This window comes from Pseudomonas sp. ADAK2 (genome assembly GCF_012935755.1).
In the GTDB taxonomy this organism is placed as follows: Bacteria; Pseudomonadota; Gammaproteobacteria; order Pseudomonadales; family Pseudomonadaceae; genus Aquipseudomonas.
Map to the genome: position 1 here is coordinate 5,852,163 of NZ_CP052862.1, position 22,407 is coordinate 5,874,569.

Consider the following 22,407-nt stretch of genomic DNA (forward strand, 5'->3'; position numbering starts at 1 on the left):
TTACTTGAGGGATCGAAAGCGATGAAACGTCTGTGGGCACTGCTGGGTGCAGGCTTGTTACCGTTGTTGGCCGAGGCCGGGCCGGCGATCAATGTCGGGGTGGTCTATGACTACCTGGATGGCGACAAAAGCACCTACCTGAAACGGGTCTTCAATGGCGGCGACAGTACTGCCTTCGTCAAGATCAACATTCACGAAATCGTCTATGACGCCGAGGGCAAACCCACGGAACTGCCGATCAAGTCCCAGGCCGACAGCAGCGCCCGGGACGGTCTGATGGCCAGCCCGGCGCGCTTGATTGTGCCGGTGAACGGCATGCAGGGCACCCGCCTGTTGTTTATGGGCGAGCGCGAGCGCGAACGTTATTTCCGCGTGCGCTTCGTGCCGGTGGTACCGGAAAAGGAGGACGAGTTCGCGGTATCCAGCGAGGAGCGCGACGAGTACAAAAAGACCCTCTCGGCCGGGGTCAACGTGTTGGCCGGGTACGGCACGATTTTCTTTGTGCGACCCAAGGATGCGCGTTTCAACACGCAGATCGACGATCGTGCCGGCCAGTATGCGTTGAGCAATAACGGCAACACCGTGGTGGTGGTCGACGACTTCAAGGACTGCGCCGCCAGCGATGAAAACGACTGCCAGCCGATCACCAAAAACCATGTACTGCCGGGCAAGGCGTTTCGTTTCGAGAAGCAGGCGGGGCGTCAGTACCGGTTCAAACTGGTGGAAGGGGCGGCGCAGAAAAACTATGAGGTGAAAGGGTGAATCGCTCAGGTCTCAAGCGCGGAATCCAGATCACCCTGTGCGCCGCGTTGCTGTTGGCCTGCAATCACGCGCTGGCGGTGCGGGAAGAGCAAACCTTTCACGTCTCGGTGACCATTCCTACCAGCGAGTTTTACGTGCTGCCGGTGAATCCGGGGTTTCTGGAGCGCGAGCAGGTCATGGCGTGGAACCCGGTCAGTGCCGAACTCAGTCCATTGCGCGAGCATTTCGATGTGAAAAACGCCAGCGGCAGTATCTCCGCGCGGTTGGCAGCCGAGCCGTTTCTGTTTAATGGCCGGGAGCGTATTGACCTCAAGGTATGGTTCAACGGCGAATCGTTGTCGTTGCTCGATTCCCCGGTGGTGGAAGAACAGCAGGCCCGCATCGGTCAGCGGGTGCGCCTGGACATCGTCGCGATGCAACCCGCCGAAGGCTACGTCCCTGGCCAGTATTACGGGACGGTGCAATTGATATTTGATGCGGTGAATCCATGAGCGTGAGTAGCGTTTTCGCCCGAGGTGCCGGAGCAGTGTTGTTGTATGCGTTGGCGGTGCCGGCGTTGGCCGAGGTTATCGAGATCACGGCCGCTTTCACGCCGGATCCGGCGCGGCCGCAGGTCAATGAATTCAAGAATACGACGGTCAATAGCGGTTACTGCGCCACCTTGCCGGCTGACTGCGCACGATGGAAGATTTTCAGCATTGCCACTGCCATTTCGGTCAATTCCGATCAGATGATTGCCGCCCGTCACCCCAACCCGCGCCAGGGGGCGATGTTCAACGCGCCCGCGGACTGGAGAGATGTGAATGTCACGGATGAGGGTGACCTCAACAATGCCGTAGTACAGATTCGTATGGCGGGCATCGGGGGCAAATATCGGTTGTCGCGTCGGGTCCAGGAACTGATCGGCGTAGAAATGAACCCTTATCCGGCTCATAACCGGCTGTGGTCCAGCGGGGACTGGCTCGCCGCACCTTTACCCTGCACGGATGGTCCCGCTTCCGGCATCGACGATTGGAGCTGGACGTTTTTCTGGAGGACGCCGGTGGTCGGTGTGTGTTCCAAGCAGGCGGCATTCGATATCCCCGAACTCAGCTATGTAAGCGTGGATTTCGCCTATGAGTTGCGCACACCCAATCCGCTGAAAATGGCCCCGGGTACCTACACCGGTTCGATGGTGTACAGCGTCGGCCCGGGAGCCGACTTCGACATGGGCGATGTCATGCGGCCCAGCACCAACAGTATCCAGCTCCACTTCACCTTGACCGTGAATCACGTGCTTGCCGTGGAAATGCCACCCGGCGGTAACGCAGTGCAATTGGTGCCGCAGGAAGGCTGGCAGGCGTGGTTGCAACGGCGCCGTCAGCCGACCCGGTTGCTGCGCGATCAGACCTTCAATATCTACGCGTCGACGCCATTCAAGATGCAATTGGGCTGTGCCATCGACCTGGGGAACACCTGCGGCTTGCAAGATGCGGCGGGCAATCGGGTGCCGGTGCACGTGGCGGTGAGCCTGCCCTATGGCCTGACGCGCAACGGCCAGGCGGTCAACCGCCAACCCTTGCGCCTCGACGGTCAGGGCACCGAGCGTTTCGAGCCGAGCCTGTACGTGGCGCGCAAACCCGGGACGCTGCATTTCTCCGTGGAGCGGGACGGCGTCAAGCAGATGCTCGACCTGGGCAGCGCGCGATTCTCCGGTGATGTGACGGTGATCTGGGACTCCGAGGTTTAATTGCTCGCCGTGACGGTCGGCGCCAGACACTCGGTGTTGCGCCCCGGTTGCAGATACGGCGTCAGGATCGGCGCCATGCCCTTGAGCACCTGCACCGGCAATGCCGAGGTGAACTTGAAGGATTCCGCCGAGCGCCCCGGCACGAACGCGGTCAAGGTGCCGAAGTGGTGTTCGCCAATGTAGAACACGAAGGTCGCGGTACGGTTGATCGATTTGGAACTGAGAATCCGCCCACCGGAGCCAATGGCTTCGATACGGTTATCCCCGGTGCCGGTCTTGCCGCCCATGGCCAGCGCGGTGCCGTCCGGCGTCTTGAAGCTGCCGGAGACCCGCTTCGCAGTACCGGCGTCCACTACGTGCGACAAGGCTTCGCGCATGGCGGTGGCGACTTCCGATGGCATGACCCGTTTGCCGACGTTGGGGTCGTTGATCACTTGGGTTTCATACGGCGTATTGGCGGCGAAATGCAGGCTGTCGATGCGCAGGGTCGGCATGCGGATGCCGTCGTTGAGGATGGTGCCGATCAGTTCGGCCAACGCGGCAGGGCGGTCGCCGGAGCTGCCGATGGCTGTAGCCAGGGAAGGCACGAGGTGATCGAACGGGTAGCCGACTTTCTGCCAGCGCTGATGAATGTCGAGGAACGCCTCGATCTCCAGCATGGTGCGGATGCGACTGTCCCGGGCGCCCTTGTGTTTGCTCTTGAACAGCCAGCTGTAGACTTCCTGGCGTTCAAACTGGCTGGCCTTGACGATCTCGCTCCACTTGGCGTCCGGGTGGCCCAGCAAGTAGCCGATCAGCCACAGGTCCAGCGGGTGGACCTTGGCGATGAAGCCTTGGTCGGGCAAATCATAAGAGCCAGGGCCGTAGCTCAGGTAGAGCCGTTCAAGACGTTCGTCGGTGAGTTTTTCGGTGACCTTGGCGCCTTTGAGGTGTGCGCGCACGAAGGTGTTGAAGGCGGTCTGTTCGGCGTCCGGGTAGAGATAACGGTGCACGGCGGCCATGCGAATCGGGGTCGGGCGCATGCTGTCGAGGAAGGTTTCCAGGCGCGCGTCGGTGTCCTTGTTCCTGTACTTTTTCCAGAATTTGAGCAGGAACGACGTGCCTTCCTTGTCGGCGAACGACGCCAGGTATTCCTGACGCCGTGGGTTGCGGTCGTCCTTGAGCAGTTCGGCGCTACTGTTGGGGCCGGAGTAGGTGGTGTAGCGCACGATGTCGCGCATCAGCCGAATGAACGGCAGGTTGATCGACTCCCGGATGGCATCGCGCAGGGTCGGCATGCGGCCGTTGTCTTCGTTGCGAAAGTTGTGGAACACGTGCAGGCCGCCACCGGTGAAAAACGCCTCGCCGGGGCTGGCCGAGTATTTGCGGTCGAGGGCGGCGCCGAGCATTTTTGGCAGGCTGCGGTCGGTGTTCTGGATCAGGTAATCGACCACCCAGCGGCTCAGGCGATCCTGGTCCGGGACATCGGTTTTTTTCAGCTCGGCCACAGTCTTGTCGCCGTACTTGTCGTGCAGCTCGGAGATGATCTGCAAGTAGGTGGTCAGCACCCGCATCTTGGCGGTGGAGCCCAATTCCAGTTTGCTGCCTTCATTGATATCGAACGGCTGGTCGGTGCTGTCGGTCTGCACCCGCACGCGGGAACCGTCCGGGGTCAGCTCGAACAGGGTGAAGCTGTAGCGCACCGCCGTGGTGCTGGTGGGGGTGAGCAGGCGTTCGCCGATCAGGCCGATCTGTCCGGCGAACACCGGGTCGGCCAGGTGTTTCAGGTACTCGGTGGCTTGCGCCTGCAAGTCACTTTGCAAGGTGCTGGTGGCCGACAGGTCGAGACGGTCGAGATCATACAGCGGCCGGTTGAGCATGGACGCCAGGCGACTGCGGGCGGTGCTGATGCCTTTGTTGGTTTCGATCGGCTGGAGGGTCGGCTGGGTCTGCCAGTCGCGGTACGTCACCTTGCTGGCCAGTGTGGCGGCGGCCAGTGGCGCATCGATGACGTTGTTCAAGGCGAGCAGGCGAACGTGGCTGTCGGTGAGATTGGCCAGTTCTTCGTGGCCCTTGGTCAGGTAATAGGAAGGGCGGCGTTGGGCGATCATCAAGGACAGTATTTCCCGCAGGGCCAGGCCTTTGTCGGCCATGGTTTTCGGGTCGGTGGCGGTGCTGGCCAGCTTTTCATTGGCCTTGTTGAAATCGGCGCCGTACCAGACCCGCAAACCTTCGGCCATGCCATGCACTTCACCGTGACCGGGGACCGCCGACAGCGGCACGCTGTTGAGGTAGTCGCGCACCACATTTTGCCGCACCTGCAAGGTTTGCGGGCCGGGCTGATAAGCGCGCACGCTGGCGGAAATCATCTGCCGGATCTTCTCCGCGCCGGACACGGTCAAGCCGTCGGGGGAGTGGCGGTATTTCTCCAGCTGCGTCGCCAAGGTACTGCCGCCGGCCGACTGGCCTGGCAGGTGCATCAGCTTGGCCACCTGGGACCATGCGGCCATGCCGAACCTCGGCCAGTCCACGGCCGGGTTGGCCAGGGGCTGTTTGGGATCCAGCAGGAAACGGTTTTCGATGAACAGCAAGCTGTTGACCACCACCGGTGGAATCGAGTCGAAGCTGGAATAGAGCTGCTGTGGATAGTTGAACTGATACACCGGCGCCGCCCGGCAATCGGTGATCGTTAGTCCCGCCTGGATTTTTTCCGAATACGGGACAAAAAAGCCCTTGTCGCTATAGCTCATCAGCGCCGGTGAAAATCGGGTTTGCGCGGCGATCACGTAATTGCGCTTGAGCAGCCGCGGCAGGAAATCCCCCATGGAGCTGTAGCCCAAACGCAAATCGAACGGACCGGCCCCGGGGTAGCGAATCGCATCGCTCGGACCGGGTTGCACTTCATAGCTCAGGGACGCGGCAAATTTGCTGACTTCCCGGGCCTGAAACTTCGACGTGCGCATTTCCTTGGCGGCGGCCAGGCCCAGCACCACCAGGATAATCAGCAGCAACAACCAGAACGCCTTCCAGCCGTGTTTGGCACGACGGGGTTTTTCAGGTAAAGGCGCATCATCCACACGTTCAGTCGGAACCACGGTTTTACTCGAATCGCTTTGCCATAACGCGCCCATAGTCGACTGATCCATTCACGCAGATTGATCGGACTTGTCTGAAGCTTAGACGGTGGTTGGCGATGATGAAAAAATTGTGAATAGAGAAATTTCGAAATCGTATGGGTGGTTGTTTGCTACGGGGAGTGAGGTATCAAATCGAACACCGCCCCTGTGGCGAGCGAGCTTGCTCGCGCTGGGCTGCGCAGCAGACCCTTTTGGGTGAGCGCTACGCACTCAAGCGGGAGCAAGCTCCCTCGCCACAATGAGCGGTGAGGTTTGGAAGTTTTGCTCGAAACCAGGATCGGATGCCGGCCACCAAAGCCATTCAGTCGAACACTGCCCCTGTGGCGAGCGAGCTTGCTGGCGCTGGGCTGCGAAGCAGCCCCTTTGTATGAACGCTGCGCACTCAAGCGGGAGCAAGCTCCCTCGCCACAATGAGCGGTGAGGTTTGGAAGTTTTGCTCGAAACCAGGATCGGATGCCGGCCACCAAAGCCATTCAGTCGAACACTGCCCCCTGTGGCGAGCGAGCTTGCTCGCGCTGGGCTGCGCAGCAGACCCTTTGTGTGAGCGCTGCGTTCTCAAGCGGGAGCAAGCTCCCTCGCCACAATGAGCGGTGAGGTTTGGAAGTTTTGCTCGAAACCAGGATCGGATGCCGGCCACCAAAGCCATTCAGTCGAACACTGTCCCCCTGTGGCGAGCGAGCTTGCTCGCGCTGGGCTGCGAAGCAGCCCCTTTGTATGAGCGCTGCGCACTCAAGCGGGAGCAGGCTCCCTCGCCACGGAGCCTCAGAGGTTCTGTCAAAGCCAGTAAGCATCCCAAAGCGGATAGTCGCCGATTTCCTCAACAAGCCCTGCACGTACCGGATTGGCGAGGATGTAATGAGCAAATGGCAGAAGTTCTTCACCATCGCGGATAGCGCGGTCGTGATAGCCGCTTTGCCAAAAAGCCCCCTGAGTGCCTGATGCTCGGTTAATGCTCAATGTGCTGCGGGATTTTATAGCTTGCATGAGTTGCGCCAGGGAACGCTGCTCAAGTTGTACCAGCCAATGAAAGTGGTCCGGCATGATGACCCAGGCAATCGAATTGACCCATTGTTGTTCATGGGCTCGCCTGAATTCAGCCACTAAGAGTCGTCCCAATCGCCAATCAGTGAAAACCTTACGACGTTGATATACGACGGCCGTGATCAGATAGCCTCGCCCTTGTTCTGAATATCGTCCATGACGTAGCCGATGGGAATTTGGATGTTTTTGCATTCCATTGCGTCCTTTTGCCGTGATCTGAAATGACCCTAGCCCGCCAGCTTCCTACTTGAGCCGGCAACTGCTGTATGAGAATTCCGAATCGGTTGAAGGACTCAATGTGGCGACCAGCAACTGTGGCGAGCGAGCTTGCTCGCGCTGGGCTGCGAAGCAGCCCAAAACCAGCCACCGCGGTGTGTCAGGCAAAACTCATTGAAGGGTTGGCGCCTGCTGCGCAGTCGAGCGGGAGCAAGCTCCCTCGCCACAGGGACTCATCCTCTGTGATAGCCGTGTTAGAGCCTTAAAGGAGTAAACCCGACTAAGGTCGACCCATGACGATGCACCAATGCTGTGCAATACTCACCGCCGTTTTTCACGATGGCTATTGCGGCAAAAGCCAGTTAATGCCCCTCCGTAAACGCCGCTTTTAGCGAGAGTTCTCGCTGAATGTTGTGGTTTATAGAGTGAAAAACCCTGTCGGAAGCTTTTTATACTGCACGCCCCGCTGATCTTGCAGGTTTTGTCCTACAAGACGGGTTTGCCCAAAAGGCAGGTCCGGTTTCAGGCAAGCAACGGCTTATCGGTCGACGCTTCGATGCTCGGTGGTCATATCCAATAACAAGACGAGGTTGTACCCCTATGCCAGCAGGCAATCATCTGCCCCAAGGCGAGACCGCTCAGGGCGGCCCGCTTAAACGCGAACTGGGCGAACGGCATATTCGCTTGATGGCACTCGGTGCCTGTATCGGCGTCGGCCTGTTCCTCGGTTCGGCCAAGGCCATCGAAATGGCCGGCCCGGCGATCATGCTGTCCTACATCATTGGTGGTCTGGCGATCCTGGTGATCATGCGCGCCCTCGGCGAAATGGCCGTGCACAACCCGGTCGCCGGCTCCTTCAGCCGTTACGCTCAAGACTATCTCGGCCCGTTGGCGGGCTTTCTGACCGGTTGGAACTATTGGTTCCTGTGGCTGGTGACTTGCGTCGCGGAAATCACCGCAGTGGCGGTGTACATGGGCGTCTGGTTCCCCGAGGTGCCCCGCTGGATCTGGGCACTGTCGGCGCTGGTCAGCATGGGCACCATCAACCTGATCGCGGTGAAGGCCTTCGGCGAGTTCGAGTTCTGGTTCGCCCTGATCAAGATCGTCACCATCATTGCCATGGTGATCGGCGGTATCGGTGTGATCGCGTTCGGCTTCGGCAATGACGGTGTGGCCTTGGGGGTTTCCAATCTGTGGGCCCATGGCGGCTTCATGCCCAACGGCGTGCAAGGCGTGTTGATGTCCCTGCAAATGGTGATGTTCGCCTACCTCGGCGTCGAGATGATCGGCCTGACCGCCGGTGAAGCGAAGAACCCGCAGAAGACCATTCCTAACGCGATCGGCTCGGTGTTCTGGCGGATCCTGTTGTTCTACGTCGGCGCATTGTTCGTGATTCTGTCGATCTACCCGTGGAATGAAATCGGCACCCAGGGCAGTCCGTTCGTGATGACCTTCGAGCGTCTTGGCATCAAGACCGCCGCCGGCATCATCAACTTCGTGGTGATTACTGCGGCGCTGTCGTCCTGCAACGGCGGCATCTTCAGCACCGGCCGTATGCTGTACAGCCTGGCGCAGAACGGCCAGGCCCCGGCCGGTTTCGCCACCACATCGAGTAACGGCGTACCCCGTCGCGCGTTGCTGTTGTCGATCTTCGTGCTGTTGCTGGGCGTGCTGCTCAACTACATGGTCCCGGAGAAAGTCTTCGTCTGGGTCACCGCGATTGCCACCTTCGGCGCGATCTGGACCTGGGTGATGATCCTGCTGGCCCAGCTCAAATTCCGCAAAGGCCTGAGCGCCAGCGAACGGGCCGCTCTGAAATACAAGATGTGGCTGTACCCGGTCAGCTCGTACCTGGCGCTGGCATTTTTGGTGCTGGTGGTTGGGCTGATGGCGTACTTCCCGGATACCCGCGTGGCGTTGTATGTCGGCCCGGCGTTCCTGGTGCTGCTGACGGTGTTGTTCTATGTGTTCAAGCTGCAACCGACCAATGCGACGCAAGGTGCGGTGCGATCGGCTTCGTAAGATGTAACGCGTGAATGAAAAGCCCCGGTCAATTGGCCGGGGCTTTTTCGTTTCAGGCTGTCGCGATTTGTGGTGATTGAGTCAGGCGCTTGTTGAAATCCAGCCAGGCCCCCAACACCGCCATCAACCCGGCCCCCACCAGCGCAGTAAAAATCTGCATGGCAAAGGCATCGTCGGTCATGGCATTGACCATGTCCGCCAAGGGCGCCAACAGCACGCCGAGGCAGAAGATTTCCAGTGAGTAACGGCCCATGCGGCAACTCTGTTGCGCCAGCCAGTTTTGCGTCCAGCCGCTGTCAGGCAACAGCTTGGCGGTGACGTAGGCCAGCGCGAGGAAATGCAGTAAGCGCACCGGCGACAGGTCGGTCTTGCTGATCGGGTACAGCAGGTTGCTCAGCCACGCCGGCATCACGGCGTCGTGAATTTCCGGCCAGCGCCAGGCGATCGTAATCACCCCGGCGAGCATCGCGTACACCGCTGCGCTGACAAACAATGGCTGGCGCAGCAGCGGGCGGGTATCGGGCTGTCGCGGGCGCTGCCCATGCACAGCGGCGGCGCCACCGAGCACAAACAACAGTTGCCAGACCACCGGGTTGAAGTACCACACGCCATCCTTGATGGCGGCCAGGTTCCAGCCGAACCACGGCGCCAGCAGGTACACCGTCAACGACACCGCCACCACCGCCCAGGGTTTGCGCAACAGCATAGGCAGCACCAACGGCAGACCCGCCAGCAGCACGATGTACAGCGGCAACGGGTCCATGAGGTTGGGTTTGAAGCGCAACAGCAACTCATCCGTCAGCGCCTGCTGGGGGTTGGTGATGAAGTGATGCATGCCCATTTCTTCCACCAGGTCGCGGGTTTCCACGTGGCTGTTGGCGAAGAACACGATGCCCATCAGCATCGCCAGCAAAAAGATATGCACCACGTAAAGCACCCAGGTGCGACGCAGGATTTTCACGCAGGCGATCAGGTAACCGTCACGCTTGAGAATCTTGCCGTAGGCCAGCACCGCCGCGTACCCGGCGAGAAACACGAAAATCTCCGCGGCATCGCTGAAACCGAAGTTACGCGGGGTGATTTGGCCGAGCGGGTTGTGCGGCACGTGATCCCAGAAAATGAAGATCAGGGCCAGGCCTCGAAAAAAGTCGATTCGGTGATCGCGTTCAGACGTCATGACTGAGGGCTCTTGAACGGTATGAAAAAGGAGTATTGCGTGCCGCGGATGGGCGGCGCGCAGGGTGGCGTGATTGGCCGGCAATTGCAAAGTCGGGATATTACGGGATATTGCCCCGCCTCACCGTCTGTCTAAAAACCAGTGATCTACAGCTTGCCGCGGGTTCAATACGTTATGGGTCGAATGCAGTACCCCAAGGGGCACCGACATGAGGATGGGCGATTGGCTCGACAGAGAACTCGGTGGCCGTCGGGTCTGGCTGTTTTTTCTCATGGCGACCTTTGCCTACGTCCTGCCATTGATCCTCGCCGACTACCCGTATATCGATGACAACTGGCGTTCCCTGGCCGCCGGCATGGGTTGGGCCGGGGAGGGTCGCTTATTCACGCAGCTGTTTTACAACGGGCTGACCTTCACCGATGCGGCGCCGAACATTTTCCCGCTGCCCTTGCTGATCGCCACAGTGGCGATGGCCTGGGCATTGAGCCGCCTGACCTTCCACTACTTTGCCGAACCGACAGTCACCCATTGCCTGGTAGTGTTGGCGTTCTGGTACAACCCATTCCTGCTGCAAAACCTGTCCTATCAATATGACGGGCCGGCCATGGCGTTGAGCCTGGTGGCGGTGATCTTCGCGATAACTTTTCGCAGTGCCTCCCGCGTTCAGCAACTGGTCGTCCCCGCGTTGCTGATTGCCCTGGGATTGGGGATGTATCAGGTCAGCATCAATGTGTTTCTCGGGTTGTGTGCCCTGGAGCTGCTGCGTACGGCGAGTGCCCGATTGCCCTGGCCCGAGTGGTGGCGGTTGATCGGCTGGAAAGCCGCGCAAGTGGCGCTGGCCTGGTTGATCTACTTCGCCACGGCGGGGGCCTACATGAATCAGCAACGCACCCAACTGTTGAACGGGGAGGTGGCGCCCCTGCTGCAAATCGAAACCAGCGCGGCCCGGGTGTTGGAAAAGGTCATGTTGCTGTTTCACGGTGGCTTCGGCTGGGTGTTTGCGGGGCTGCTGCTGTGTGCGGCTGCCGGCGCTGTCCTGCTCATCGGACGGCAGGAGACGGGGCCGAAGAAAATCGTGATGGGGTTTGTTTGCGTATTGATCGTGCCGGTCGTGGTGTTTCTGGTACCCGGCGCCGCGCTGTTTTTCCGTGACTTCAACGAAGGCGCCCGGACCCTGATGGGGTTTTCCGTGGTGCTGCTGTTGCTGTTCTACCTCAGTCACCTGGCGTTGACGGCCTTGCACCCACGACTGCCGCTGCTGTTGCTGATCCCGCTGCTGGCCATGCTCTCGCTGTCCTTCGCCTATGGCCGGGTGTTCGTGCTGCAGAAGACCTTCGCCAACACCGCGCTCAATGCCCTGAGCTACGACATCGCCTCCCGCCCGGCCCTGCGCGATGCCAAGCGCATTTACCTGTCGGTGACTTACTCCGACCACTGGCTGATCGGTGCGGCCGGGTCATTCAAGCAACTGCCGGTGCTGCACTATTTGCTCAACACCGACTACTACATGCTCGCCGAAAACCTGCCGAAGGCCGGCATCACCAATGTGGTGGCCGAGCGGGAGCGGCGCAATGCGACGCGGGTCGGGTATCAGGGGTTTGTGCCATTGGTGGATAGCCAGTACTACCGCATTTATTTACTCGGGGATTACGGTTTTATCGTGATGAAGGAACCGAAGCCGATCACTGAACTGCATTGGTGACCGTTGGTCCGGAACAGCGTGAGACCTGTAATTTCTGACAGTAGACGGCACGACGTCGTGATTTTAGTTTCAAGGGCACCTGCAACGGCAACGCGGGAGTCGGCATGAAACCCATATGGAAAGGATTCTCCACCTACGCATTCATTGGATTGGCCAATACATTAATTCATTGGCAGCTGTTTTATGTCCTCTCCACTGCCGCTGAACTCAGCCAGGCGGCGAGTAATTTAGCGGCCTATTGCGTCGCGGCGACCTTTTCCTTCTATGTCAATACGCTCTATACCCTGGATAACAAAGCGTCGGTATTGGTGTATTTGCTGTTCATTGGTTTTATGGGCGTCATGAGTTATGGCGTCGGGCATTTCGGCGATGTATGGCAGCTTCACGGTCTGGTGACGGTGAGTTCGTTTTCATTGTTATGCCTTGTGTGCGGGTTCTTCTTTTCGAAGTTTGTGCTGGCTCGTGGGCGTGAGGCATGAACAGTAACCTTCAGCCAATCAGCGACTTGACGCTCACGCACCGCAAGGTTTCTCCGCGCTTATTTGCCGATGCGATCGGGTTGATGGCGGTAACGATTTTTGCGCTAGCCATTCGGCTTCACGGCAGTACCGTGCCCGCCGTTTGGTATGACGAAGCCTTTAGCTTGTTGCTGGCATAGCAGACGCCTTGGCAAATCTGGTCCATTAGCGCACGGGACGTTCATCCGCCTCTGTACTATTTCTTGCTGCATTACTGGATGCTGTTGTTTGGTAACGGTGTTCTGTCGGCGCGAATTCTGAGTGCTCTGTTCGATGTTGGAACGTTGTTATTGTGCATCAGGCTGATGAGCCTGATTGCAATACGAAGGGCAACTTGGATGGCTTCAGTGTTACTGGCATTACTACCCGTCTCGGTTCGTTACAGTCAGGAAGTGAATGGAACCAGTCTTCGCAAGTATTCCGGACTGGAAGAAATAACTTGTGAGATCAATCGGCAGGCCCTTCCCGGTGACGAAGTGGTTCTCGACACGTTGATTTATTTCTTGCCATTCACTTACTACAACACCACGAATATCCAGCCGAGGTTTCACATCAGATCTTCGATGGACACATTCAGGAGACGCCTGGATCGGGGGGGTATGCACTCATACCTGAACATCGGCATTGGATTTTTTTCAATGATGTTGACGCATTGAAAACCGCGAAAAGGATCTGGTGGATAACCGACGCATCCAAACCAGAGAATCATGAGTTGTTGGCAAATAACTGGAAGCAAACCTTGACTATCAAAGGTGAGGGTATCGAGGCCCGCCTCTTCATTCTCGATGCAGCGCCAGCCTCTGATGAGGCTAGTGTGCAAATAACGCTTACGCAGCAGCCACCTCACCCGGCTCAAAACTATCCGCCCGAGCCATCTGCCACATCCGCGAATAAAACTCGCCGTTCACTTCCCCGGTCAACAATTCCCCCGGCTTCAAGAACACATGCAACTGCGAGAACAATTTAATCTCGGTCGCCGACATGCGTCGTACCAGATGCTTTGCCGACAGTTGCGAAGGATGTTCCAGCCCGGCGGCCGCCAGCATTTCAGCCAGGGCCTTCAGGGTATTGCGGTGGAAGTTGAATACGCGCTGGGCCTTGTCCGGCACCACCAACGCGCGCTGGCGCAGGGTGTCTTGGGTCGCCACGCCGGTCGGGCATTTGTTGGTGTGGCAGCTTTGCGACTGGATGCAGCCGATGGCGAACATGAAGCCGCGCGCGGAGTTGGCCCAGTCGGCGCCGATGGCCAGGACGCTGGCGATGTCGAAAGCGCTGACGATCTTGCCGCTGGCGCCGAGTTTGATTTTGTCCCGCAGGTTCAAGCCCACCAGCGTGTTGTGCACGAACAGCAAACCTTCGCGCATCGGCACGCCGATGTGGTCGGTGAACTCCACCGGTGCGGCGCCGGTGCCGCCTTCCTTGCCGTCGACGACGATAAAGTCCGGGAGGATGCCGGTTTCCAGCATGGCCTTGGCGATGCCCATGAATTCCCACGGGTGGCCGAGGCAGAACTTGAAGCCCACCGGTTTGCCGCCGGACAGTTCACGCAGTTGCTGGATGAAGTGCATCAGTTCGATCGGCGTGGAAAACGCGCTGTGCCGCGACGGCGAGATACAGTCTTCGCCCATCATGATGCCGCGGGTTTCGGCGATTTCCTTGGTGACTTTGTGCTTGGGCAAGATCCCGCCGTGGCCGGGTTTGGCGCCCTGGCTCATCTTGATTTCGATCATCCGCACTTGCGGCGTTTGCGCCTGGGCGGCGAAGCGTTCCGGGTCGAAGCGGCCCTCGGCGGTACGGCAACCGAAGTAGCCGCTGCCGAGTTCCCAGGTCAGGTCGCCGCCGTTTTCCCGGTGATAAGCGCTGATGCTGCCTTCGCCGGTGTCATGGGCGAAGTTGCCGAGCTTGGCGCCCTGGTTCAACGCGCGGATGGCGTTGGCGCTGAGGGAGCCGAAGCTCATGGCCGAGATATTGAACACCGACGCCGAGTACGGCTGGGTGCACTGCGGACCGCCGACCATGACGCGAAAACCGCTCGGGTCGCTCAGTGGTGCCGGGCGCATCGAGTGGCCGATGAATTCGAAGCCGGACTGATACACGTCAATCAACGTGCCGAACGGTTTGTCGGCGCTTTCGTTCTTGGCGCGCGAATACACCAGCGAACGCTGGGCCCGGGAGAAGGGCAGGGCGTCGCTGTCGGATTCGAGCAGGTACTGACGGATTTCCGGGCGGATGCCTTCGACCAGATAACGGATGTTGCCGAGGATCGGGTAGTTGCGGCGCACGGCGTGGGGGCTTTGCAGCAGGTCGAACAGGCCGACGAGGCTCAGCACGCCGGTGATGGCGGTGATCGGCCAGAGCCAGTCGTGTTGCAGGAAGGGCAGGCTGGCGAGGGTGAAAATCACACAGGCAGCAAAGAAGGCGTAGCGGCTCAGGAGTGACAGGCTCATACGGTTTCCCTGGGTTCGGACTCGGTTATGTGCAACACGCTATCCCTGTAGGAGCGAAGCTTGCTCGCGAAAGCGGTGTATCAGCCACCATCAATGTTGAATTTGACGGCCTCTTCGCGAGCAAGCTTCGCTCCTACGGGACGGTGGTGTTTCAGGCGTTTTGCGCCTGCAGGAATATCGAAAACAGCTCCGACTGGGACTTGATCCCCAGCTTGCTGTACATGTGTTTCTTATGGACTTTCACGGTTTCTACGGAGATTTCCAGCTTACGGGCGATTTCTTTGCTGGAGCAACCGCTGAGCATCAAACGCCCGACATCCAGTTCCCGGGCGGTCAGTTGCGCGCCTTTGAGTTGCTGCACCGAGGCTTCCAGCTGCACCCGCCAGTCGACCTGCGGCGGCGCGGGGGCCAGGGCCACGACTTCGTTGATTTCATAGGGCAGGCGCTGGCGCAACAGGCCGAGCACCCACGGCTGGATCAGCGACAGCAAGGCGATCTGCTGGCCGCTGAAACGCTGCTTGCTGCCCAACGACAGGCACAGCGTACGGTCGCCTTCGAGCTGGCAATTGAACTGGATTTCGTCGGCCACCACATTCAGACGAAAGTAGCGCTGGTAATACTCGGTCAGCTCGAAGTGCTCCGGCGCCACTTCCGACAGGCGATAGAGCCCGGTGCGCGACTGTTCGCGGCAGGCGATGTAGAACGGGTCCAGCAGGTACAAGCCGCGCAGGTAATCCTGGAACAGTTGATCGGGGCTGCCGTCCTCGCCAGGGCATTCGGCGAACACCTGCGGGTGCTGGTCGGCGCTGAAAAGCAGCACCACCCAGCTGTCGAAATCCACGTACTGATCCAGCAACCGGACCAGTTGCGTCCAGAAGTTCGGCTTGTCGAGGGCGTCGATCAGTTGCCCCACCGAACGGTGCCAGGCGATGTCATCCAGCGAGAGAGTCATGCATCTACCCCTATCGGGTTACCCCGGCCGCGTAATTCCCTGGCCGGTTGCTTGCTGCGCATACTGGCGCACAGACAACGACCGGGCAATCTTTCTGCATCCCCGGCGCTCATAACAAGGAATACCCATGAAGGTCGAACTCGCCCAATTGGCGGGCCGTGACAATGACACGGCTTACAACCTCGAACGCGCCCTGGCTGCGATTGCCGGCTGCGCCGCCGACACTCAACTGATCATGTTCCCGGAAGGCCACTTGATGGGCTTTGCGTCGGAAGAGACCGTGGCCCAGGTCGCCGAGCCGCTGGACGGCCCGACCGTCAGCGCCGTGATCGCCGCCGCCCGCGAACGCAAGATCGCGGTGGTGGTGGGCATGGCCGAGAACGACAACGGCCGTTTCTACAACACCACGCTGCTGATTACTCCCGAAGGCATTGCCCTGCGTTATCGCAAGACGCATTTGTGGGCCTCGGATCGCGGCGTCTACGAACCCGGTGATCGTTATGCCACCTGTCTGTGGAACGGTGTGCGGGTCGGCCTGCTGATTTGCTACGACATCGAATTCCCCGAAACCGCCCGCGCCCTGGCGCAACTGGGCGCTGAAGTGCTGCTGGTGACCAACGGCAACATGGACCCGTACGGCCCGACTCACCGCACCGCGATCATGGCCCGCGCCCAGGAAAACCAGGCGTTTGCGCTGATGGTCAACCGGGTGGAAGCAGGCGATGGCGGCTTGTTGTTTGCCGGCGGCAGTGCGCTGGTGGATCCGCTGGGTACGTTGCTGTTCGAAGCCGGGCGCGAGGAGGGGCAGTTTGCGGTGGAGCTGGACCTGAACCGGTTGGCGGCGGCGCGGCAGGATTATCGGTATCTGGATGATCAGCGGCTGAAGTTGCCGGGGGAGATTGTTGAGCATGCCAATGGATTGCGGGAGTTGCTGATTCCAGGGAAGTAAGTTGATCCGATCGTTCCCACGCTCTGCGTGGGAATGCCTCCACGGACGCTCCGCGTTCGGCTCTGAAGGGGACGCGGGCATTCCCACGCGGAGCGTGGGAACGATCATTGCGCCGAACTCGGCTCTGCCATAAATCTAATAAATTCGGAGTAGTCGCTCATGGCTCGTTTACAACGCACCCTGTCATTGGGTTCGGTGGTGCTGTTCGGCATCGCCTACATGACGCCGATCATTGTGCTCGGCACCTTTGGCATCCTCGCTCAATCCACCGCGGGCATGGTCCCGGCCGCTTACCTGGCGGCGCTGGTGGCGATGTTCTTCACCGCCATGAGCTACGGGCGCATGGCCGCCGCGTTTCCGGTCGCCGGCTCGGCCTACAGCTATGTGCGCAAAGCCATCAGCCCGAAACTCGGGTTCATCGCCGGTTGGGCGGTGCTGCTCGATTACCTGTTCCTGCCGATGGCGATCTGGCTGATCGGCGCGGCTTACCTCAACTCCGCGTTCCCGGCCGTGCCGCAGTGGATCTGGGTGCTGGCGTTCATCGGCATCACCAGCGCGATCAATATCGTCGGCCTGAAACTGGCCAACGGCATCAATGCCTTGCTGATGCTGGTGCAATTCCTGGTACTGATCGCCTTCGTCGCGCTGTGCATCCACTACATCGGCGGCGATGCGAGCACACCGTTGTGGACAGTCAAACCGTTCTTCAACGGCGACATGCACCTGCCGCTGATCATGAGCGGCGCGGCCATCGCCTGTTACTCGTTCCTGGGCTTTGATGCGGTCAGCACCCTGACCGAGGAAACCCGCGACCCGCGCCGCACCATTCCCCGGGCGATTATGCTGATTACCCTGATCGGCGGTCTGATTTTTGTCGGCGTGTCGTACTTCGTGCAGATCGCCCACCCGTCGTTCCAGTTCGACAGTGTCGACTCGGCGGCTTATGAAATTGCCCGCAACATTGGCGGCGACCTGTTCGTCTCAATCTTCCTCATCGGCCTGATCGTCGGTCAATTCGCGTCGGGGCTGTCGGCCCAGGCCAGTGGTTCGCGGTTGCTCTTTGCCATGGGCCGCGACGGCGTGTTGCCCAAGTCGTTCTTTGGCACCTTGCATGAGAAATTCGGCACGCCGGTCAACAGCATCCTGTTGTGCGCGGTGGTGGCGTTGCTCGCCCTGAAACTGGACGTGACCACCTCGACCTCGTTCATCAACTTCGGCGCCTTCCTGGCCTTCAGCCTGGTGAACCTGTCGGTGATCTTCCATTACTGGATCGGCGGCGAGAAGAAAGGCCCGCGTGAGCTAGTGCTGTTCCTGGTGTTCCCGTTCATTGGCCTGGTCGCGGACCTGTGGCTGATGGTCAGCCTCGATCACCTGGCGATTTACCTGGGCCTGAGCTGGCTGGCGATTGGCGTGGTGTACCTGGCGGTGCTGACGGGCGGGTTCCGTCGCCAGCCGCCGGAGATGGATTTCCAGGAAGCCACCTGACTTGCATATACCTGTAGGAGCGAAGCTTGCTCGCGAAGGCGGCGGGTCTGACACACCGCGTCATCGTTCTTCGCGGGCAAGCCTCGCTCCTACAGGACTGGTGTTCAGCTCGCCAGTTTGGTCTGGCGCACTGGCAGTTCGACGCGGAACGTCGTGCCCGTCCCGACGACGCTGCGCACCGAAATATCCCCGTGATGCTTTTTCACGATCCCGTACGACAGTGACAACCCCAGCCCGGTGCCCTGGCCAATCGGCTTGGTGGTGAAGAACGGGTCGAAGATTTTCTGCAACGTCTGCGGCTCGATGCCCGAGCCGGTGTCGGCGACTTCGATCCACACGGTTTCCCCCGCCAGCCCGGTGCTCAGGGTGATGGTGCCGCGTTCCGCCCCGATGGCCTGGGAGGCGTTGACGATCAGGTTCATGATCACCTGGTTGATTTGCGACGGCAGGCACTCGATTTCCGGCAGCACCTGATAGGCCTTCACCACGTCGGCCTTGTACTTGAGTTCGTTGGCGACGATGTTCAGGGTCGAGTCGATGCCCTGTTGCAGATTGGCCCACTGCCATTCCTGGTTGGAGTCGACCCGGGAGAAATCCTTCAGATCCTTGACGATCTGCCCGACCCGGCTGATGCCGTCCTTGGACTCCTTGATCAGCAGCGGAATGTCTTCGCGCAGGAACTCCAGCTCGATGCGTTCGCGCAGCACGCCCAGGCGCTCCATCACCTCGGTTGAGGTAATCGCCTCTTCGGCACTGCGGTAGGCGTCGAGCATTTCCTGCAGTTGCTTGAAGTAGCCTTCCAGGCAACCGAGGTTGGAGGAAATGAAGCCGATGGGGTTGTTGATTTCATGGGCGACGCCGGCCGCCAGCTGCCCCAGCGAGGCGAGTTTTTCCGATTGCACCAGTTGCGATTCAAGCTGTTTGCGCTCGTCGATTTCCCGCTGCAAGGCTTCGCTGGCCTGTTTGAACTGCGTCGTGCGCTGGTCCACCAGGTGCTCCAGGTGGTGCATCTGGACCGAGGCGCGTTCGGTCATGTCCCATTTGGTCAGCAGGGTATTGGCCATCTGCTGTACTTCAATATTGTCGAACGGCTTTTTCAGGATCAGCAGCCGGTCATGGGCCTGCAAACGGTCGAGCAGTTCATCCCACGAGTAATCGGAATAGGCGGTGCACACCACCACTTGCAGGCGCGGGTCTTCCTGCCACAAGTGTTCGATGGTCTGCGCGCCGTCCCAGCCATCGGGCATGCGCATGTCGACGAACGCCATGGCGTAGGGACGGTTTTCCTTCATGGCGAATTTGAGTTTGCCCAGGCCTTCCTGGCCGCCGAAGGCCGAGTCCAGTTCGAACAATGCGCTGGCGGATTTGGCTTCAGCGCCGAACAGCGCGGCCTCCATCTCATCCAGTTCCACGTGTTGCACAGGGTTCGGGGTGAGGATCTTGCGAAAGTCGACATGAATGGACGGTGTGTCATCGATCAACAAAATGCGTCGATTCGAAAGTTCTTTCATGCGTCACCTGCTACGGTTTTCAAAGGAATCTGCAGCGTGAACTGTGCACCTTTGCCTGGCCCGTCGCTATGGGCGGTGAGGTGGCCGTTCATCTCGATGGCGGCCAGGGCACAACTGTGCAGGCCGAAACCATGGCCCTCCTTGCGGGTGGTAAACCCGTGGGCAAAGATTCGCGTCATGTTTTCCTCGGGGATGCCTTCGCCGTCATCCTTGACGCTGACTTGCAGAATCGTGTCGTCGACGATTTTCACCCCAAGGGTCATCTGCCGAGGACGGTCGCTGAGATCGGACATCGCGTATTTGGCGTTGCTGATCAGGTTGATCAGGATCAGCAGCAAGCGGTGCTTGTCGCCCATGACCCGGGGTACGTCGCTGTACTCCTTGACCACCGTGACGTGGTGTCGGGTCAGGGCGCCGGAGTTCATGCGCAGGGCGTCCTCCAGCAATTCGCTGATGTGCAGCGGTTCCATCAGGCTGTTGGCGCCCGCGTAGGATTGCTGGGTGGCGACGATGTCCTTGATGTGGTCGACGCTTTTAGTCAGTTGGGCCAGTTCGTCGGTCATGCCCTGTTGTTCGAGGGCAATCGCGTCCACCAGTTGATTGAGGTAGCCGGGCAGTAATTTGCCCTTGGCGTCCTCGCTGAGAAAACTGCCCAGGTCTGCGGGATGTTCGTTGATCAGTTGCATCGCCTTGCCCAGCCCCAAAGCCTTGCTGCTGCGCAGTTTGCGGGTAACCAGATCAGCGGAAATGTTCACGCTGTTGAGCACATTGCCGACGTTGTGCAACACGTTGGTGGCGATCTCGGCCATGCCGGCCTGGCGCGCGGTGTCGAGCAGTTCGCTCTGGGTATCGCGCAGTTCCCGGGTGCGCTCTTCAACCCGTAGTTCCAGGTCATCGTTAGCCGTTTGCAGCGCTTTGTTGACGCGGCTGATCTCGGTGTAACTGCGCATCAGCCGGATCGCCAGATACACCAGCACCAGCACCAGCAGCACCGAAAACACCAGCATGTAGAAGTGGTAGCGCTGATAGACCGCATCGGACTGCTGCTGATCTTCGTTCAGCAGGTTGGTGATGTCGTCCAGGCGTTCGGCGACGGGGATGGCTTCGATGTTTTCCAGCAGGCGGTTGACGATCGGTTGTTCGCGCAGGATCAGCGCAATGTGGTTGTTCAGAATATCGACGGGGCTGTGGAAAGGCTCCGGCAGCCGCAGTTTGTTCACCCCCATTTTATTCAGGCCCAACAGGATATCCGCGGCCTTGTCGTCAGAGGTGACCTGAGCGAACTCCAGGGCACTGAGCACCAGGTCGTAGGTGTCGGTGGCGATGTTGTGCAGTTGCAGTTGGTCGCCATCGGTCACTTGGGTCAGGGGTTGCTGGATGTCGTCCTCGGCGGTCGGTAAAAACGCCAGGGAGTTGCGCAGCACCGCGTTGTGGGACTTGAACTGTTCCACCAGGCGGGTTTTTTCCTGGATGGCGGCCAGGTAGGCGTCATGGCTTTTGTTCCAGGCAGGCGAGTCGTTGCGGCCATGGTTCGACTCCATGCTGTCGAACCGCTCCCACAGCTGGGTCATCTCGGTCAGGGGCGAGACCAGCGGATCGTAGTTGTGACTGATGGCGACCCGGGCCTTGAGGATCTCGGTTTCCCACTGCGCGTTGAGTTGTTTCATCCGGGTAATCACGTCCCGGGATTCGGTGTAGGTCGAGGTCTGGTCAGAGCTGGATTTGAGGTACAGGAACAGCAGCGTCGAGGCCAGGCCCAGGGCTATCAGGCTGAGCAGTACCATGCTGCGACGGCGGGACATTCTCATAAAGGCTTGCCCTCCCATTCACCGGTCAGAGTCTTGAGGAACAGGATGATCAGGGCCTTGTCTTCGTCCGAAGGCACGCGCCCGAGCTGGAACGTGAACATCACATCCACCGCCTCTTCGAGGGTTGTTGCCGAGGCGTCATGGAAATACGGCGCGGTCACGGCGACGTTGCGCAGGCTCGGGACCTTGAACACGTTGCGGTCCTCTTCATCCTTGGTCACCAGGTAGCGTCCCAGGTCGGATTCGGTGGGGTTGCCCCGTGTCTGGAAGTAATCGCCCATGACCCCGAATTTCTGGAACATGTTGCCGCCGATGTTCACCCCTTGGTGGCAGGTAATGCAGCCGTAGTCCTTGAAGCGCTGATAACCGTACTTTTCATCGAGCGTCAGAATGTCGGTATTGCCTTGCAGGTATTGATCAAAGCGCGAGTTGGCACTGAGCAGCGTGCGCTCGTAGGTGGCCAGGGCATTTTGCACATTGCCCATGGTCACGCCGTCCGGGTAGGCGTTGGCGAACGCGGCTTTATAGATAGGGTCGGCGCTCAGCGTCTGCACCACGTGTTCCCAGTTGCTGCCCATTTCGGCGGGGCTCTGCACCACTTCGTGGACCTGGGTTTCCAGGGTGCCGACCCGGCCATTCCAAAACTGCCGGAAGTTCAGGGTGGCGTTGAACACGCTAGGGGTATTAACGGCCACCGGGTGGCCGTTGAACCCAATGGAAAACGGCTTGTTGTCGGCACCGCCGCTTTCCAGTCGATGGCAACCGGCGCAGGACAGGCTGTTGTTGACCGACAACCGTGGCTCATTGAACAACTGGCGACCGAGTTCGACCCGCAGGGGATTCTGTTGTGGCACGGCGGGTAACGGTTTAAGCGGTTCGTCCAGCGGTGCGCCGCTGGCGGTCAGGCTGATCGCCAATACAAACACCGCGAGTGCAAAGGCAGGGGAGGGCGACATCGGATGATTCCTTGGC

At 59.6% G+C, this 22,407-nt stretch carries 18 protein-coding genes; 10 read left to right on the forward strand and 8 right to left on the reverse strand.

Annotation, left to right across the window (positions count from 1 at the left end; all coding sequences use genetic code 11):
* Positions 1-21: 21 nt before the first annotated feature.
* From HKK52_RS26960 to HKK52_RS26970, 3 genes are read left to right on the forward strand one after another with little or no spacing between them, the layout of a single operon-like run.
* Complete coding sequence (locus HKK52_RS26960; RefSeq protein WP_169373272.1) at positions 22-762, forward strand: molecular chaperone; 741 nt, start codon at positions 22-24, stop codon at positions 760-762.
* A complete protein-coding gene (locus HKK52_RS26965) occupies positions 759-1,253 on the forward strand; it encodes a CS1 type fimbrial major subunit (RefSeq protein WP_237150614.1) in 495 nt (164 codons plus the stop codon). The genes HKK52_RS26960 and HKK52_RS26965 overlap by 4 nt, the downstream gene beginning before the upstream one ends.
* Positions 1,250-2,491 (forward strand): hypothetical protein, encoded by a 1,242-nt coding sequence (locus HKK52_RS26970; RefSeq protein ID WP_169373273.1) that lies wholly within the window; start codon positions 1,250-1,252, stop codon positions 2,489-2,491. Before HKK52_RS26965 ends, HKK52_RS26970 begins: the two co-directional genes overlap by 4 nt.
* Here HKK52_RS26970 and HKK52_RS26975 read toward each other — a convergent pair.
* Both HKK52_RS26975 and HKK52_RS26980 read right to left on the reverse strand, forming a co-directional pair.
* Positions 2,488-5,601, reverse strand: a complete 3,114-nt coding sequence (locus HKK52_RS26975; RefSeq protein WP_169374301.1) for a transglycosylase domain-containing protein — start codon at positions 5,599-5,601, stop codon at positions 2,488-2,490. The genes HKK52_RS26970 and HKK52_RS26975 overlap by 4 nt on opposite strands.
* Positions 5,602-6,381: 780 nt before the next feature.
* Positions 6,382-6,840, reverse strand: a complete 459-nt coding sequence (locus tag HKK52_RS26980; protein ID WP_133840163.1) for an REP-associated tyrosine transposase — start codon at positions 6,838-6,840, stop codon at positions 6,382-6,384.
* A gap of 624 nt (positions 6,841-7,464) precedes the next feature.
* Here HKK52_RS26980 and HKK52_RS26985 point away from each other — a divergent pair.
* Positions 7,465-8,886 (forward strand): amino acid permease, encoded by a 1,422-nt coding sequence (locus tag HKK52_RS26985; protein ID WP_169373274.1) that lies wholly within the window; start codon positions 7,465-7,467, stop codon positions 8,884-8,886.
* Positions 8,887-8,938: 52 nt separating this feature from the next.
* On the opposite strand, the gene HKK52_RS26990 is transcribed toward HKK52_RS26985, so the two are convergent.
* The gene (locus HKK52_RS26990) at positions 8,939-10,063 is read right to left on the reverse strand and encodes an OpgC family protein (RefSeq protein WP_169373275.1); all 1,125 of its coding nucleotides are present in this window, start codon (positions 10,061-10,063) and stop codon (positions 8,939-8,941) included.
* Positions 10,064-10,271: 208 nt separating this feature from the next.
* On the opposite strand from HKK52_RS26990, the gene HKK52_RS26995 reads away from it, so the two are divergent.
* The 4 genes from HKK52_RS26995 (at position 10,272) to HKK52_RS32700 (ending at position 12,939) form a co-directional block, all read left to right on the forward strand.
* Positions 10,272-11,765: a glucosyltransferase domain-containing protein gene (locus HKK52_RS26995; RefSeq protein WP_237150616.1), complete on the forward strand. Its 1,494-nt coding sequence runs from the start codon at positions 10,272-10,274 to the stop codon at positions 11,763-11,765.
* Positions 11,766-11,869: 104 nt separating this feature from the next.
* Entirely contained in the window at positions 11,870-12,244 is a 375-nt protein-coding gene (locus tag HKK52_RS27000) for a GtrA family protein (protein ID WP_169373276.1), read from the forward strand.
* Positions 12,241-12,423 carry a hypothetical protein gene (locus HKK52_RS32695; RefSeq protein WP_237150617.1) on the forward strand — a complete coding sequence of 61 codons (183 nt, stop codon included), beginning with the start codon at positions 12,241-12,243 and terminating at the stop codon, positions 12,421-12,423. The genes HKK52_RS27000 and HKK52_RS32695 overlap by 4 nt, the downstream gene beginning before the upstream one ends.
* A 78-nt stretch (positions 12,424-12,501) precedes the next feature.
* A complete protein-coding gene (locus HKK52_RS32700) occupies positions 12,502-12,939 on the forward strand; it encodes a hypothetical protein (RefSeq protein WP_237150619.1) in 438 nt (145 codons plus the stop codon).
* Between the two features lie 171 nt (positions 12,940-13,110).
* On the opposite strand, the gene HKK52_RS27010 is transcribed toward HKK52_RS32700, so the two are convergent.
* On the reverse strand, positions 13,111-14,730 hold the full coding sequence (locus tag HKK52_RS27010) for an FMN-binding glutamate synthase family protein (RefSeq protein ID WP_169373277.1): 1,620 nt from the start codon (positions 14,728-14,730) through the stop codon (positions 13,111-13,113).
* 151 nt (positions 14,731-14,881) lie between these two features.
* On the reverse strand, positions 14,882-15,682 hold the full coding sequence (locus tag HKK52_RS27015) for a helix-turn-helix transcriptional regulator (protein ID WP_169373278.1): 801 nt from the start codon (positions 15,680-15,682) through the stop codon (positions 14,882-14,884).
* A 127-nt stretch (positions 15,683-15,809) separates the two neighbouring features.
* Here HKK52_RS27015 and HKK52_RS27020 point away from each other — a divergent pair, with 127 nt between their 5' ends.
* Both HKK52_RS27020 and HKK52_RS27025 read left to right on the forward strand, forming a co-directional pair.
* A complete protein-coding gene (locus HKK52_RS27020; RefSeq protein WP_169373279.1) occupies positions 15,810-16,631 on the forward strand; it encodes a carbon-nitrogen hydrolase family protein in 822 nt (273 codons plus the stop codon).
* 159 nt (positions 16,632-16,790) lie between these two features.
* Positions 16,791-18,116, forward strand: coding sequence for an APC family permease (locus HKK52_RS27025; protein WP_169373280.1), 1,326 nt, complete (start codon positions 16,791-16,793; stop codon positions 18,114-18,116).
* Between the two features lie 104 nt (positions 18,117-18,220).
* Here the strand turns inward: HKK52_RS27025 and HKK52_RS27030 are convergent, their stop codons facing one another.
* Genes HKK52_RS27030 through HKK52_RS27040 form a run of 3 tightly spaced genes read right to left on the reverse strand, consistent with a single transcriptional unit; the run spans position 18,221 to position 22,391 of the window.
* Positions 18,221-19,627 (reverse strand): ATP-binding protein, encoded by a 1,407-nt coding sequence (locus HKK52_RS27030; RefSeq protein WP_169373281.1) that lies wholly within the window; start codon positions 19,625-19,627, stop codon positions 18,221-18,223.
* Positions 19,624-21,435 (reverse strand): DAHL domain-containing protein, encoded by a 1,812-nt coding sequence (locus HKK52_RS27035; protein ID WP_169373282.1) that lies wholly within the window; start codon positions 21,433-21,435, stop codon positions 19,624-19,626. The genes HKK52_RS27030 and HKK52_RS27035 overlap by 4 nt, the downstream gene beginning before the upstream one ends.
* Positions 21,432-22,391, reverse strand: a complete 960-nt coding sequence (locus HKK52_RS27040; RefSeq protein WP_169373283.1) for a cytochrome-c peroxidase — start codon at positions 22,389-22,391, stop codon at positions 21,432-21,434. Before HKK52_RS27040 ends, HKK52_RS27035 begins: the two co-directional genes overlap by 4 nt.
* Positions 22,392-22,407 lie beyond the last annotated feature (16 nt).